Below are 14,336 nucleotides of genomic sequence, written 5' to 3'. Positions count from 1 at the left end.
CGGCTCCCTCGCTGCCGCGGCCGGCTGATCGAGCGTCGTCGTTCACCAGGGCCAGTCGGCCGACGCCGGGGCCGCGAACTCCGGCGCGTCGGCGACCGCGACGACGCCGGTCTGAGACGTGTCGGTAGCGGTCTCGTCGGTGGCCTCCGAGCCGGCGAGCGCGATCGCGGCGAACGCGATCGCCGGCATCACCAGGCGGCGAACGAGGCGGCTGTCGTCAGTGGCGGCGGCTGCGGTGTGCTTCGTCATGCCTCTATGTCTAGTGGCTCGCGTCGCGCCGGTGGAGTCTGGTTCGAATTTTTTGGAGCCAGACTGATCGGGGGTGGCGTCGGGCTGCCGGCTGCCCTTAAAATCGCGCGCCGCCCCGCCGGCGGCTGGCGGCTCTTTCAAGAGTTCGATATGGCGTTGCCCGCCCCGTCACCCGATGGCTGAGATTGCTTCGGCGAGAGCACGGCAATGTGATCGGTAACCTGCCGCATCATTTCCGCCGCGCCGCTTCCCGAACCATCGATCGGTATTCGGAGGCAATTCATGTCCCTGTCAGGAAAAGTCCGCCGGGTGGTCACCGCGACCGTACTGATGACTGCCGCCGCGGTCTCCGTCGCCGCGCCCGCGCTCGCCCGCCCGGCCGCCACCTCGTCCGTGCTGCCCCTGGCGTGGGAGGCGAGCTATGACGGCGCCACGGCGAGCGGCACCCAGACCGTCCAGCAGGACCCGCTGGGCGTCGGCCAGAAGCGTACGGTCAAGGGCATCATCACGACCGGCGCCGCCACCGGCTGCTTCCACGTCCAGATCCAGCACGCCGGTACGACCTGGGAGTCGCCGGTGACCTGCGCAGGCAAGAGCCCGCAGTCGTTCGTCACGACCTTCCAGACCTTCCTGGTCGGTCGGCCCTCCGCCACCGCCCGGCTGTGCGCGGGCACCGCGTGCGGCGCTTCGACGACGCTCTGGTGACCACTGTCGGGCGGGTCGCCAGGGCCTGCTGGTGAGGTCGGGTGCGGGCGGCACCGGCGAGCGGTGATGACAAGGACCTCCGGTCGAGGTGGGACTGCCACCTGCGACGGAGGTCCTTGTCGTCGTGCGGACGTTCGACCGCCAACGGCGGCTCTCGATCCACTCAGTCATCGAGTATGACTGAGTCTCCTGTAGCGCATGACTCCGATGGAGTCACCACACGTTCGCTGTGTACTTCCTGAAAGCCGCTCTGACCGGGCACGATGCGGCTGGGACTTCCGCCGGACGGTATTGACCGGCATGACGAAAGTCATTACTCTGATGACTGCCTGGTGATGACAAGCCAGGTGGAGCCGGTCGATATTCGGGGGTATCAGGTGAACGAGCGCGAACTACAGGCCTTCGTCGCGGTAGCCGAGCACGGACGGATGGACATGGCTGCCCGGGCCCTGGGCTACTCGCAGCCCGCAGTGAGTTACCAGATCAAGTGCCTGGAGATGACCCTCGGCACGAAGCTGTTCGTCCGTACCTCCGCCGGCGTCACGCTGACCCGCTCCGGCGCGTTGATGCTGCCGTCCGTCCAGGCCGTCCTCACGCTCATGCGCGGCATCAAGGCCACGACAGCCGATCTGGCGCTCGCCGGTTGACGTTCCTTCCGAACCCCGGGGCCTCGGTACCGCCGAGAACCCGGGGTTCGTTCGCGTCCGGGTACTCCTCGCGCCCGTGACAACCACCGAGGTCGCGCGGCTGATCGGCTTAGGATGAGGGCATGGGCGCTGAGGTCGACGTCGTCATCATCGGCGGCGGCCTGGCCGGCCTCGCCGCCGCCCGCCGACTGCACCGCGCCGGCGTGCCCTGGCGACTGGTGGAGGCCAGCGGCCGACTCGGCGGCCGAGTCGCCACCGAAGTGATCGACGGTCACCTCATCGACCGGGGTTTCCAGGTGCTCAACACCGCCTACCCCCGGCTCGGCACGCTGCTCGACACCGACCAGCTCAACCTCGGCTACTTCACCTCCGGTGTGCTGGTCCGCAAGGGCGACAACCTGCGGCGGCTGGTCAACCCGGTGCGCGAACCGACCGGTGGGCCGGGCACCGCGCTCGCCGGGGTCGGCTCCCTGCTCGACCGGCTGCGCTTCGCCGCGCTCGCCACCGGCTGCGCCACCCTGCCCACGTCCCGGCTGCTCGCCGCGCCGGAGACCAGCACCGAGACGGCGTTACGCCGCGCCGGCCTCTCCGACGCCATCATCGAGGAACTGCTGCGACCGTTCCTCTCCGGTGTCTTCATCGACCGGGAACTGTCCACCTCCAGCCGGGTACTGGCAATGGTGCTGCGCTCCTTCGCCCGCGGCCGGATCGGCCTGCCCGCCGAGGGGATGGCCGCGCTGCCAGCGGCCATCGCCGCGCCGCTACCCGCCGACCTGCTCGACCTGGACACCCCCGTCGCGGAGGTCAGCCCCGGCCGGGTCCGCACCCAGGCCGGCGACATCCGCTGCCGGGCCGTCATGGTCGCCGTCGACCCACCCGCCGCGTCCGCGCTGCTGCCGACCCTGGCGAGGGTACGCATGCACAGCTACACCACCTACTACCACAGCGCGCCCGAGCCGCCCCTCACCGAGCCGATCCTGCTCGTCGACGGCGACCGGCGCGAACTCGTCGCCAACACCGTGGTGCTCAGCAACGCCGCCCCCACCTACGCGCCCGCCGGACGGCACCTGATCGCCACCTCGGTGGTCGGCCCCACGGCCCCACCCGAACCGACCATCCGGGCCGAGCTGACCCGGCTGTACGGCCGCTCCACCGCCGACTGGACCCACCTCACCACCGTCGCCGTCCCCGAGGCGCTGCCCGCCGCACCACCACCGCAGGGCCAACTGCGCAAGCCGGTGGCGTTGGGGGAGGGCCTGTTCGTGGCCGGTGACCACCGGGACAGCCCATCGATCCAGGGCGCTCTCACCAGCGGCTGGCGCGCCGCCGGCGCGGTGCTGGACGAGCTGCGTGCCGGCTGACAGGCGTACCTGAGCGCGCTGTTATATTCCTGTTGCCCATCGTGCTGGCGCAGGCGTGGGCGCCGGCCGGCGCGGTGCTGGCTGCTGACCGCCGAGCGGGATAAGATCCGGCGCGGTGTTCGGGGCGGTAGCTCAGCCGGTTAGAGCAGGGGACTCATAATCCCTCGGTCGCGGGTTCGAGTCCCGCCCGCCCCACCATCCGTTTTCCCTGGTCAACCATGCTGCCGGCGACCCGGACGTACCGCGTCGAGGTCTGGGCCAGCGCCCTCAGTCCGCAGCAGCACGACCCGCAGCCCGGTCGCGACGATCCGCCACCTGGTCCAGGACCGCTGTGCCGATCATGTTGGCATAAGTCCCTCACCCGGGAGGAGTTGTTGATCTGATCAATGCAGCGACTTGTCGTACGAAATCCTGAGGTAGGCCCCGGAAATCGTCGCGACGCGTTGTCGGTACTTGATCACTGGTCTACCCGTTGCCATCTTTATGGTGATGAACTTCCCGGCACGACCCCGACCGTCCTGCCATCGGCGCGGACAAGCCGGCTGGCGCCGAGAAATTAGTCCTTTTGGTTGGTGAGGTAACTTCGCGCAGCCGTCGCTTGCAGGCTGACTGGTCCGATCGAAAACGCTGTCGCGGGTTTGGCGCATCGAGCCGGCAGAATGGTTGTCGCGAAGCTGACAAGGGTCCTGACCTCGCTTGTTCCGCCAGCAAACATCACCTGGCCGCTTACATGCATCAGGCTTGCGGTGTCTGTGTAGCTGAATGCCCCGCCACCCCACGCGCAGCATCCCTGGCAGCGAGGCTGCGTCGACCTAACCGCATGCCCTTCAGGTGGATACCTAGATATAAGTGTCTTTTTGGTATCTCTTCAATGACGACGCCTGTCGGGAATTTGACGCATCACCCAACCTCTCCCGCGCCCTATCCTGGAGGGCTTTGCCTCGGGCCGACGGCCCGGCGGATCAGCACTGGTGTACGTCGACTGACTTGGAGACGAGATGCTGTTGACCCAACCGGATGTGCTCCACCTCGTCCAACACGCCGCCGGCCGGTGGGCAGACCAACTGATCGACTTCGGCCCGCGCAACACGCTGCTCTACTTCAAGGAGCGACAGACCACCACCCTCGATCTCGCCGAGGCGGCTGCTGAAGTGGTCGCCGATCTGCTCCGGGGGCAGAAGGTTCGCCTACGGACGCTGTTCCCGGACCAGGACCGGCACACCACCGCCTGCAACACTGCCCGCAGCCTCCGCCGGAAGCTGGTCGAGCTGGAGGAGGAGCAGGGCATCCAGGCTGGTTGGGTGACCCGCGGTCTGCTTTGCATGGTCGGTCCGTACACGCGCGGCTCCGTGCCGATGCAACCGCTGCGGGCGCCGTTGATCCTGCAGCAGCTTGCGCTGGACAGTCGGACGGCGACCGAGAACGACTTCACGCTGGAGCTATCGGAGTCACCCGAGATCAATCCCGTACTCCTGTACGCGCTGGAACGGCAGTACGGCGTGGAGGCGGACATCAGCGTCCTCGGCGAAAAAGTGAGCGCGATGCTGTCCGAGATCGCTGATCCGGACCAGCAGCTCAGTGCCGCCTACGAGCTGATCGCCGAGGCAGCCGCGCCCAGCGGCCTGTCTCTCCGGCTCGAGCCCGCAGTGGTTGCCGGCGTCTTCAGCTTCGACAAGCTCGCCATGGTCAAGGATCTGCGTAACTCGGCCGAGCTGCTGGCATCGCACCCAGTGATCGGCGCGATGGCGGGCGACCGCGACGCTCGGCAACAGTTGCGCACTGAGCAAGCTCAGGGGTCCAGTTCCAGTGCCGATCGGATTGATCCGGCCAAGGAGTTCCTGGTCCACGACGCGGATTCGTCTCAGCAGTCAGCGATCGACGCGGTGCTGTCTGGCCGGCATGTGGTCATCGAGGGTCCACCCGGCACGGGTAAGAGTCAGACGATCGCGAACGTCATCGCGTACATGGCCGCGATGGGCCGCAGTGTGCTGTTCGTCTCGGAGAAGCGGGCTGCCATCGAAGCGGTGATGAACCGTCTTGGCGACGTCGGGCTCGACAACCTGGTGTTCGACCTGCACGACCGCAAGATCAGCAAGCGGCAGGTCGCGCAGCGCATCGCCAATGTCCTCACTCAAGCCGGCGCTGAACCACCCGTCGACACCGACGATCTGCACCGCCGCCTGAGCAGCCGCCGGGCCGTGGCGAAACGGCACCCGGCCGAGCTGCACGAGGTTCGGCAGCCCTGGGGGGTGAGCGCTTTTCAGGTCATCGAGCAGCTCCTCGCGCTTCCGACTCTCGATGTCAGCGGCTACAACCTGCGCGCGTCCGAGCTGCGGAACCTTGACCGCTCGAGGCTTGAGTCCGCGCGGGAGGACCTTCGGACGTTCGTGGATCGAGGCGGCCTGAGGATCTGGCGCGGGGAGTCGCCGTGGGCGAAGGCCGCTGTCCGCACACCAGACGATGTCGGCAAGGTGCTGGTGCATCTCGACGAACTCGCGGCCGGCGCCCTGCAGGGTGCACAGCGCCAGATCCGGGACCTAGTCGACCAGGCAGGGCTGGACGTGCCGGACGACCTCGCTGCGTGGAGGGACCTGTTCGACCTGCTCAGCGAGGTCGACCGCACCATTGCCAGCTACGGCGGGCAGGTCTTCGGCCCGGATCTGGACGACTTCGTCTACGCGACAGCACCAGGGCGATCCCGGCCGCGCCGCTCCGAGCCGCTCGGGATCTTCCGCCGGTTCCAACTGCGCCGCGAGCTGCGACGGACCTGTCCGGCCCCTCCCAAGAGCCGATCCGAGATGTATCAGGGCCTGGTCGCTGCGGCAGGCCAGCGTGAGCGGTGGCGGACGCTCAGCCGTCAGGACACCGCACCAACTGCTCTGGCGGGCGCCGACCTGTGCATGTCGTCCTTCACGCAGGTGCGTAACCACCTCGCCGCGGTGGCGGCATGTGCCCGGATCGACGGCCTTGAGCGTGGACCTACCGCCACCGCCGCCAACACGCTCGCCGAGTTGAACGCCGACCGCGAGACGTTGTTCCTGATGCCCGACTTGAACAAACAGCAGCAGATGTTCCGCTCGTTGGGGCTGAGCCACATGCTCGATGACCTGGCCCACCGGCAGGTCTCGAGCGACGAGGCAGCCGACACCCTGTTGCGATCCTGGTTGCAGGTGGTCCTCGACGAGATGCGCATGCGGGTCCCGTACCTCGGTCAGTTCGTCGGGCAGCAGCATGCCGCGGTGGTTCAGGACTTTCGCGCTGCGGATAGCCGGCACATCGAGATGGCCGCCCGGCACGTGCGCCGCAACGTGGCAGTGAACCTGCGGAAGGCCCGAGACGCCTATCCCGACCAGAACGGCCTCGTCCGGCGGGAGGCGGCCAAGAAAAGCCGGCACCTATCTCTGCGGAAGCTGCTCAGTAGCGCACCGGAGGTGCTCCTCGCCGCGTTCCCGTGCTGGGCCATGTCGCCACTGGTGGTCAGCCGCATCCTGCCGCCTGAGCGGTCGTTCGACGTGGTGATCTTCGATGAGGCGAGCCAGATCGAGCCGCACGATGCTGTCGCCTCGATCATGCGTGGCACCCAGCTCGTAGTGGCCGGTGACCCGAAGCAGCTCCCACCCACGCCGTTCTTCCGACGCCTCATTCAGCAGAGCCCGGCTGGCGAAGACGATGATCTCGGCGACGAGAGCCTTGAGGACTACGAGTCCGTTCTTGACGTCCTCGGTGGGCTCATCTCGGACCGGTACCGCTTGACCTGGCACTACCGCAGCCGAGACGAGCGCCTGATCGCGTTCTCGAACGTCGAGATCTACAACCGGTCCCTCGTCACGTTCCCTGGCGTGCAGGTCGACAGCCCGCTGCGTTTGGAGACGGTGGACGGCCGTGTCGCCCCCGGGCAGGGCGGCTCGTCAACGGAGGAGGTCAACCGGACGGTCGAGCTGATTCTCGAGCATGCCGAGCAGCGACCGAACGAGAGCCTCGGGGTCATCACGATGGGGCAGAAGCACGCCCTGCGGATCGAGGCGACCTTGCGCAGCCGACGCCGAGAGCATGAGCACCTCGACCACTTCTTCTCCCAGGACCGGGCCGCGAGCCAGCGGTTCTTCATCAAGAGCCTGGAGAACGTCCAGGGCGACGAGCGAGACGCCATCATCCTGAGTATCGGCTACGCCAAGACCAGAGACGGTCGACTTCCGCTACGCTTCGGACCGCTCAACCAGGAGGGTGGTGAGCGGCGCCTCAACGTCGCGGTCACCCGAGCCCGGAGTCGGATGACCGTGGTGAGCGCCTTCTCCCACAACGACATGGATCCGAACCAGACCGCGGCAACAAGGAACCGCGGACCCGAACTGCTCCGCCGCTACCTCGAGTTTGTCGACCTCGGCGGCGCCCTGGGCGCGCGACAGCACACCGGGGTCGAGCTCAACGGCCTCGAACGCAGCGTCCTGAGGGCCCTCCAGCAGCAGGGCATCAACGCCGTGCCGCAGTGGGGCGTCTCCGGTTACCGCATCGACCTGGCCCTCGCCCATCCAGACCAGCCCGGCCGCATGGTCCTCGCTGTGGAGACCGACGGTCACTCGTACCACCAGGCACACAGCGCCCGGGACCGGGACCGGCTGCGCCAGCAACATCTCGAGCGCCTCGGGTGGGAGTTCCACCGCATCTGGTCGACCGACTGGTACGTGGACCCGGCAGGCCAGACAGCCCGACTCATCGCCCGCTGGAAGCTGGCGGTCGACCGCGCCAACCACGCCGCGAGGAGCCACCCCGTACCGCCGGCACGCCGGCCCGCTCAGCCACCGTCGCCGCCGGCAACCCGCCGTGGCCCCCGCCCCGACGTGCCGATCGGTCTGCGGATCACCGACTACACGCGGGAACAGCTGGTACAGATCTGCACCTGGCTGGTGAGCGACCAGCTTCAGCGTGATCGGGATGAGCGCCTCCAGGAGGCCATGAGCGAACTTGGCTTCCGCAAGCGCGGCTCAACCATCCTCCAGCGCCTGACCGAAGCACTCGACATCGCGCAGCAGCGCGCCGACCGGGAGGCATCCTGATGATTGCCCTCGACCCGCTCACCCTGGAACGCGTCGCCCGCGTGATCTGCGACGTCGATGGTCCCTACGAGCGGACCGGTACGCAGATCGAGCGGTTTCTGCATCGAGTCCGGTGGCCTGGCGATCCGCAGTACGACGGCTCTCCGCGGATCCCCTGGCTGACAGAAGTACTCAATTGCCATGCCGATGACGCCGCCGCCCTCGACCGGCTGCTCTGTCGTATCGGTGATCCGCTGGAGTACGACGGCGGCGTCGACGCCGCCGAGCCGATCGCGCAAGAGCTGAACCGCATCCTGGCTCCCGAGCAGCTCACCATCACCTACGTCGGCGGGCGCCCCGTGCTCGGTCAGATCAGTCAGAGCAGCGACGTTCCCCTGTACGGGCCGCCGCCGGACCTCCACGAGCGGGTACGACGACTGTCCCCCAACAGCAAGGCGGTCGACATCCTCATGGCCCGCGCCGACGAAGCATCCATCTGCCAGAACAACGGAGCCTACGCTCTGGCGATCATCGGCATCGGCAGCTTCGTCGAAGGCCTGCTGCACGTCGTGGTGACTGACCGCGACGAAACGGTGCGCAGGAACGGCCTGGTCGACCGGAACGGCCGACGGGTTCGGGCCGAACGAGCAGGCCTGCACCTGCTTCTTGAGTACGCGCACCGCCAGAAATGGGTCCAGACCGACGCCAAGGACTTCATGGAGAAGGTCCGGGACTACCGCAACTTCGTCCACCCCCGCCACCAGATCGACTATGGGCTCGTGCCCGACCTGGACACGGTGCGGATGTGCTGGGCTCCTGTACACGCGCTCCTCAATGACCTGGAATCCGCGCCATGATCAACAGTTCATCTCGGTGACCAGTAAGCAAGCGGATTGACCTCTCTTTGTCCAGATGCCGACCTCGACACCGCCGCTGCTACTCCAGTTTCCGCACCAAGACCAGGTGCTTGAGTAGCAGACGGAGGTCAGCGGGGCCGCATCGAGCGAGTACGGCGGCGCGTCCGGCGGAGCCTCTCGCCTGTAACCCCTCGGGACGGCACAATGCTCGGTTTCAGGTCTGTGTTCACGACCCACCGCGAACGTAACCATCTACAGCCACTGGTACGGGAACAACTCGACCGCTGGATCGCGGGCCCCAAGGGCTGGGATCCGTCAGCGCTTCTGGAGAATCGGTGGGCGACCATCGGCGACAACGTCAGGGCCCTCCTACTGCAGCACGAGGGGCAGGATGGATCGACATCAACGCGCGTACGGATCGTTGAAACAAAGCCGGACGGGCAGTGGATCGTCCAACTGACCGTACATTCGCCCAACGCGAGAGAGCGGGCGGCGTGGGCCTGGATCGACATCGAATCCCCCGACCCCGACAGCGAGGACCCACGCAGCCGCCCCCGCCTCGCAGGCACCCCCCCGCTTTCTCGCCCCCATGCTCGAAATCATCGATGCCTGGGACGGTGCCGCACGTTTGACGACGCGACCAAACCTCATCCGGGGCGACGAAGTCGACGAGGTCCACCAAGCCCTCATCGACACCGAGCGGCGAGGTGTCGTCTTCGTCGCAGGCAACGACGACTCGCTGCCTTCAGTCCCATGGACTAACCGGATAGCCAACCTGACCCGGTTCACCATCGGCATGGCCTCGTGCTACGTGCTGGACGGAGAGGCCACACAGTTACTCAACGGCCGGCTCGGCCAGGCCCACGCCGTACTGCCCGGCCGGCTTCGTACCTATCGCTCCCAGGTGCAACCGGACTCGGTCGTCGACGGGCTGCGGCACCGGGTGCTGAGCGCGGAACGGATCGCCGACGACAACGAACAGCCCCGGCTCGCGCGGGTCCTCGCCTCCAATGCCCAACTTCAGGCTCTCGAACAGCCGCTACCCGCATCGGTGGCGCGGGTACACCGGATGCTGGAACGCATCGCCGACGACATGTTGGTGCACCGGCTCGGCGACGTCAGTTCGAAGCGGCCATCGCTCGTTCCGTCGCAACCCGAGGCGGCGGCCGTCGAGACGCGAGAGAGTGATCGCCGGCAAGATGACGTCAGCGCGCAGCAAGGCATGTTGCTGGACTACCTGAAGATCAAGGTAGGGATCGAGGACCTGACCGTCGACCGGATCGACGAGATCGTGCGTCTGATCGAGGTCGGTCGGTCATCGCAGGAGGCGCAGAAAGACATCGCATCCCGACTCGCGCAACTCCAGGCCGAACTCGATGAGACACAGAAGGCGTATCACGACATTAAATGGCAACTGGATGATGAGCAGATTGAGAACCGGGACGCGGTTGAACGCCTGACCCGGTCCGCGGAGACTGAACGGACGCTGCGCCACCGGCTCGCCTCCATGGGGCAAGCAGAGATGGCCTGGACGGCACAGCCATCGGAAGCGGACGTTTCCCGGCCGGACAGCTTCGGCGAGTTGCTCCGTTGGCTAACAAGGCTCCAGCACGTCGTCTTTACGGGCGATCCTGACTGCGCTGTGGAACTCGACAGCAACGACCCCCTGGGCGCCTGGGCTTCGAAGACCTGGGACGCGTTGTTGGTGCTCCAAGACTATGCAGCGGCGAAGGCAGACGGGCGCTGGGATCGCGACGTGCATGGCTTCCTGGAGAACACTCCAGATGGCTGCCACGAGTGGCCGACGCGACGACACGCCCGTGACGAAAGCGAGGAGGTCCGAACCAACCCGGCGTTCCGGAGGAAGCGGCTCCTCCCCGTACCAGCCTCCGTTGTTCAAGTGGGCAGGATCTTCATGGGTGCACACTTTAAGATCGTTAAGTCCGCGATGATCAGCCCCCGCATGCACTACTACGACGACACGGCGCGGAGCGGACGGATCTATGTCGGCTACATCGGCCGGCACCTACCGACCGGACAGACGAACTGACGAGTCATGAAGGATGGCGACTGCGACGCGTATCTCTTCCGCATCGGCGAACCGCACCGGCGGGTCGGACGGGCGGGCGGGGTTCGACGGGCACCGCCTGGTGCCCGTGAGCTTGGCAAAGTTAGCGGTAGTGGGTCGCCGGCGATCGTGGCGGCGTGGTTCGCATGGTGGTACCTCCGGCTCACCAGCCGTTGGCACCTTCCGCCGCCGCCGTCGGACGCGTTCGTAGGATCGATTCTCACGGAAATAAAACGTAACGTCGTCGTGTTCGACGCCGCTGATCTGCACGCCGAAAGTGCGTTCTGGGCCGGGATGCTAGGTGGGCACGTCTTTGTGGACGAGACGTTCCACACCGTCATCGACGCGGTCGGCGAGTGGCGGATCGGCGTCCAGCTCGCGCCGCAGCATGTTCCTCCCGACTGGCCGGACGGCGAGCCTCAGCAGGTACACCTGGACCTCCACGTCGAGGACCCCAGACCGGCGCACGATCAGGCGATGAGGCTCGGTGCCCGCTTGCTGCAAGCCGCTGATCTGGACAGCGATGAGGGGCACCAGGTGTACGCCGATCCGGCCGGCCACCCGTTCTGCATCGGCTGGGGACATCCGTCCCGAGAAGCGCTGGGAACGTTCGTCCGCGAGAGGTTGGGATAGGGCGAATCCTGCTACCGGCCCCTGCGCTCGCAGCACCGTGGCTTTCGTCTGCCCGGCTCGATCAGCCGAGCTGAGTGGGCGTAGCAGTGGCCTCCCAGGTGGTCAGGCAGAACGGGTGGCCCGCCGGGTCGGCGTAGACGTAACACTGTTCGCTGTTGGGCTGGAAGTCGTACTTTGTCGCTCCGGCAGCGAGCACGCGGGCCTCGGCGGCGTCTCGGTCCACGACCATGAAGTCGAGATGCATCATGATCGACGAGGTGGGGTCGGGCCAGGTGGGCGGCGTGTATCCGGGCACAGTCTGGAAGTTGATCCGCCCGGCCGGGCTCAGCACACATGCCCAGCCGTCCCCGGCGTGTGTCAGGGTCCCGCCGGTGATGCTGGCGTAGAACCCCGCCAAGGCGACGGCGTCCGGGCAATCCACGGTGACCGCGCTGAGCCTGATCTCGTCGGACATGTCGCCTCCTGTGGCCCGTGCCGGCCGGTTGCTGGGCGCGCCCGCACCGATACGACGACCAGCGTGACGGCGCGCTCGACAAACCGAACGACGTAACCTGACGCGCACGCTGATCCAGCCGCGACCCGTACTCTCGTTTGCCGCAGATCACCTGGCGGACGCGTGTCGCACATCAGCCGGGGGGGGGCAGGTCCGGCGACTGCCCGACGAGGATCCGCTTCCAGGTACCGGCAGCTATGGCTGGCTCGGCCAACCAATCGCGTCGAGGAACTCCTCCACGGCGACCACGACGCGACTGAGCACCGCGATCGACTCGGTGAGCGGGCCGGGTACGTACATGCCGTGATCCGCCTCGTCCACCTCGAGCACGTGGGGTGACAGCCGGCGGGCCAGGTCACTGTCCCACAGTTTGTCGGCAGTGCCGCCCACGAGCAGGAACGGCGCGGTCGCACGGCCCAGTGCGTCAGCCACCCACGGCATGGTCAGCAGAGGTGTGAGCCACACGGCGGGCAAAGCTCTTTCGGCGGCGATCGCTGCCGCATTGGTGCCGAGCGACTTGCCGATCAGCAGCGGGCCACCGCTGATGGTGTCGATCAGTGGAGTGATCTCACCGCCGACCCAGCTCTCGATCTCCGGCTGATCGAACGTCGGAAACTCCTGGGACCACGAGTACCGATGTACCTTTACGCCCCGCTGTTCCGCCACATCGCCGGCATACATCAGCAGGGGAGCGCCCGGCCCGAACCTCCCGCCGGGAATCACGACAGCGTCAGCCATGCGGACGACGTTACCTAGACGCTGCGGGGACACCATCCAGCTGGCGCACCTGTGCGCTGAGTGTCAGCGGGGCCGGCTGACGGACGAGACCCTCGGGTCGACGGAGTAACGGCGGACGACGTCGGCGGCGTCGGCGGCGGTGGCACCGGGATCGAACAGCACCTCCAGGCACGGCGCTTGCGGGCCTTCTGAGCCGAAGCCCGCAACCACGCGGTTGGGGTCGAAGCGGTGGCTCTCGCGCACCAGTTCCTCAGCGGACCCGCCCTGCCGCACGCACACCACCGCCTCAGGCTGATCACCACCCCAGGCCAGTGCTGGAGCCGACACGCCGATGGTGAGCACCACTGCCGCCCCCACACCGATCATGGTCGCCCGGCCAAGCCCTGGCCGGCTGGTCGGCGCGATCACCGCCAGCAGGGCGGACAGGGCGTACACCCAGAGGGCCCGCTTGTCGGCTGAGTCGTGGAGGGCCAATGCGACGACGCCGGCTCCGATGGTCTGTGTGACCAGGCTGATCAGCCGGAACCTCGGCGCGTCGACCAACGCCGCTGGTATCGCGGCGAGCGCACCAAGCACCAGGAGGAGCATGACAAACCCGTACGCACTCCATTCACGGCGCGCATCCAGGACGAGCAGCACCACTGCAACCATGTGTCCGCAGACGACAAGCGGCGGGCGGAGGTGCGCCAGGAACCGTGCGACCATTGGTAGACCCTACGTGATGGGCCGACTGTGACAGGGATTCGCGGGCGGTCGACGGACGGCGGGGGAGCGATGTGAGCCGAGACCCAGCAGACAGGGTGCGGGGCACCCGCGACGAGCTGATCGGGTGCCTGGCTGAGGCGGTCGGGTCGGTCGCCCTGGCCCATCCGACGCGGGTCGCCGTCGACGGGCCACCCGCCGCCGGCAAGACCACTCTCGCCGACGAGGTGGCCGTCCTCCTGCGTGAGCAGGGCCGCGACGTCATCCGAGCCACGATCGACGACTTTCTTTTCCCCAGGGCCCAGCGCTATCCGCGCGGCGAGTATTCGGCCGAGGGCTGCTACCACGACACCCATGACAACGAGGCGCTGACCCGGGTTCTGCTCGACCCGCTCGGGCCCAACGGAGATCGACGCTTCCAGTACGCGGTCTACGACCACGCCACGGATGCGGTGTTGTCCCCGCCGGTCACGACTGCCCCAGCCGACGCCGTGCTCGTCTTCGACGGTGTCTTCCTCCTGCGCCCGGAGCTGATCGACCGGTGGGACCTGCGCATCTTCGTGTCGACGACGCTGGAGAGGACAGTGGATCGTGCTGTGATCCGGGAACGTCAGGTGTCAACCCGGGCCGCCGTCGAGCGACGCTGGCGAGAGCGTTACATCCCCTCGCAGCGGCTCTACTTCGCGACGGTCCGTCCGACCTGGCACGCCGACATGGTCGTGCACAACGACGAGCCCCAGCGCCCGGTCTGGGAGAGTCGGCCGGGGAAGAGACCATCGGGCCGAGGTCCGTGGCCGCCTGACCCTCCCTCTCCTTGATCTTCACCGACCGCCGGTAGGAGAACAAGACT

At 67.2% G+C, this 14,336-nt stretch carries 12 protein-coding genes and 1 tRNA gene; 9 read left to right on the top strand and 4 right to left on the bottom strand.

The window, feature by feature from the left end:
- Positions 1-42: 42 nt before the first annotated feature.
- Positions 43-249, bottom strand: coding sequence for a hypothetical protein (locus QSK15_RS19130; protein ID WP_285795513.1), 207 nt, complete (start codon positions 247-249; stop codon positions 43-45).
- Positions 250-531: 282 nt separating this feature from the next.
- Between QSK15_RS19130 and QSK15_RS19125 the strand changes: the two genes are divergently transcribed.
- The 8 genes from QSK15_RS19125 to QSK15_RS19090 all read left to right on the top strand — a co-directional run bounded on the left by QSK15_RS19125 (position 532) and on the right by QSK15_RS19090 (position 11,553).
- Complete coding sequence (locus QSK15_RS19125) at positions 532-954, top strand: hypothetical protein (RefSeq protein WP_285795512.1); 423 nt, start codon at positions 532-534, stop codon at positions 952-954.
- A 335-nt stretch (positions 955-1,289) separates the two neighbouring features.
- Positions 1,290-1,601 (top strand): LysR family transcriptional regulator, encoded by a 312-nt coding sequence (locus QSK15_RS19120; RefSeq protein ID WP_285795511.1) that lies wholly within the window; start codon positions 1,290-1,292, stop codon positions 1,599-1,601.
- 122 nt (positions 1,602-1,723) lie between these two features.
- The gene (locus QSK15_RS19115; RefSeq protein ID WP_285795510.1) at positions 1,724-2,962 is read left to right on the top strand and encodes an FAD-dependent oxidoreductase; all 1,239 of its coding nucleotides are present in this window, start codon (positions 1,724-1,726) and stop codon (positions 2,960-2,962) included.
- Positions 2,963-3,083: 121 nt separating this feature from the next.
- A tRNA-Ile gene (locus QSK15_RS19110) sits at positions 3,084-3,160 on the top strand.
- Between the two features lie 800 nt (positions 3,161-3,960).
- Complete coding sequence (locus QSK15_RS19105) at positions 3,961-8,016, top strand: PDDEXK-like endonuclease domain-containing protein (RefSeq protein WP_285795509.1); 4,056 nt, start codon at positions 3,961-3,963, stop codon at positions 8,014-8,016.
- Positions 8,016-8,852, top strand: a complete 837-nt coding sequence (locus QSK15_RS19100; protein ID WP_285795508.1) for a hypothetical protein — start codon at positions 8,016-8,018, stop codon at positions 8,850-8,852. Before QSK15_RS19105 ends, QSK15_RS19100 begins: the two co-directional genes overlap by 1 nt.
- 589 nt (positions 8,853-9,441) lie before the next feature.
- Entirely contained in the window at positions 9,442-10,902 is a 1,461-nt protein-coding gene (locus QSK15_RS19095; protein ID WP_285795507.1) for a hypothetical protein, read from the top strand.
- A gap of 6 nt (positions 10,903-10,908) precedes the next feature.
- Positions 10,909-11,553, top strand: coding sequence for a VOC family protein (locus tag QSK15_RS19090; protein WP_285795506.1), 645 nt, complete (start codon positions 10,909-10,911; stop codon positions 11,551-11,553).
- A 61-nt stretch (positions 11,554-11,614) separates the two neighbouring features.
- Here QSK15_RS19090 and QSK15_RS19085 read toward each other — a convergent pair whose 3' ends face one another.
- The 3 genes from QSK15_RS19085 to QSK15_RS19075 all read right to left on the bottom strand — a co-directional run bounded on the left by QSK15_RS19085 (position 11,615) and on the right by QSK15_RS19075 (position 13,489).
- Entirely contained in the window at positions 11,615-12,007 is a 393-nt protein-coding gene (locus QSK15_RS19085; protein ID WP_285795505.1) for a VOC family protein, read from the bottom strand.
- 234 nt (positions 12,008-12,241) lie between these two features.
- Positions 12,242-12,784 (bottom strand): alpha/beta hydrolase family protein, encoded by a 543-nt coding sequence (locus QSK15_RS19080; protein WP_285795660.1) that lies wholly within the window; start codon positions 12,782-12,784, stop codon positions 12,242-12,244.
- 63 nt (positions 12,785-12,847) lie between these two features.
- The gene (locus QSK15_RS19075; RefSeq protein WP_285795504.1) at positions 12,848-13,489 is read right to left on the bottom strand and encodes a hypothetical protein; all 642 of its coding nucleotides are present in this window, start codon (positions 13,487-13,489) and stop codon (positions 12,848-12,850) included.
- Between the two features lie 95 nt (positions 13,490-13,584).
- On the opposite strand from QSK15_RS19075, the gene QSK15_RS19070 reads away from it, so the two are divergent.
- Complete coding sequence (locus QSK15_RS19070; RefSeq protein WP_285795503.1) at positions 13,585-14,304, top strand: cytidylate kinase family protein; 720 nt, start codon at positions 13,585-13,587, stop codon at positions 14,302-14,304.
- The last annotated feature ends 32 nt before the right edge of the window (positions 14,305-14,336 follow it).

Source organism: Micromonospora sp. NBRC 107095 (genome assembly GCF_030269705.1).
GTDB lineage: Bacteria > Actinomycetota > Actinomycetes > Mycobacteriales > Micromonosporaceae > Micromonospora > Micromonospora parva.
Note: the sequence above shows the minus strand (reverse complement) of the source record. Positions and strands in the feature narration are given on the sequence as shown.

What these genes read in the sequence shown, in the direction of transcription:
- QSK15_RS19130 (WP_285795513.1), bottom strand. Translation starts at nt 249, where the DNA reads ATGACGAAGCACACCGCAGCCGCCGCCACTGACGACAGCCGCCTCGTT.
- QSK15_RS19125 (WP_285795512.1), top strand. Translation starts at nt 532, where the DNA reads ATGTCCCTGTCAGGAAAAGTCCGCCGGGTGGTCACCGCGACCGTACTG.
- QSK15_RS19120 (WP_285795511.1), top strand. Translation starts at nt 1,290, where the DNA reads ATGACAAGCCAGGTGGAGCCGGTCGATATTCGGGGGTATCAGGTGAAC.
- QSK15_RS19115 (WP_285795510.1), top strand. Translation starts at nt 1,724, where the DNA reads ATGGGCGCTGAGGTCGACGTCGTCATCATCGGCGGCGGCCTGGCCGGC.
- QSK15_RS19105 (WP_285795509.1), top strand. Translation starts at nt 3,961, where the DNA reads ATGCTGTTGACCCAACCGGATGTGCTCCACCTCGTCCAACACGCCGCC.
- QSK15_RS19100 (WP_285795508.1), top strand. Translation starts at nt 8,016, where the DNA reads ATGATTGCCCTCGACCCGCTCACCCTGGAACGCGTCGCCCGCGTGATC.
- QSK15_RS19095 (WP_285795507.1), top strand. Translation starts at nt 9,442, where the DNA reads ATGCTCGAAATCATCGATGCCTGGGACGGTGCCGCACGTTTGACGACG.
- QSK15_RS19090 (WP_285795506.1), top strand. Translation starts at nt 10,909, where the DNA reads ATGAAGGATGGCGACTGCGACGCGTATCTCTTCCGCATCGGCGAACCG.
- QSK15_RS19085 (WP_285795505.1), bottom strand. Translation starts at nt 12,007, where the DNA reads ATGTCCGACGAGATCAGGCTCAGCGCGGTCACCGTGGATTGCCCGGAC.
- QSK15_RS19080 (WP_285795660.1), bottom strand. Translation starts at nt 12,784, where the DNA reads ATGGCTGACGCTGTCGTGATTCCCGGCGGGAGGTTCGGGCCGGGCGCT.
- QSK15_RS19075 (WP_285795504.1), bottom strand. Translation starts at nt 13,489, where the DNA reads ATGGTCGCACGGTTCCTGGCGCACCTCCGCCCGCCGCTTGTCGTCTGC.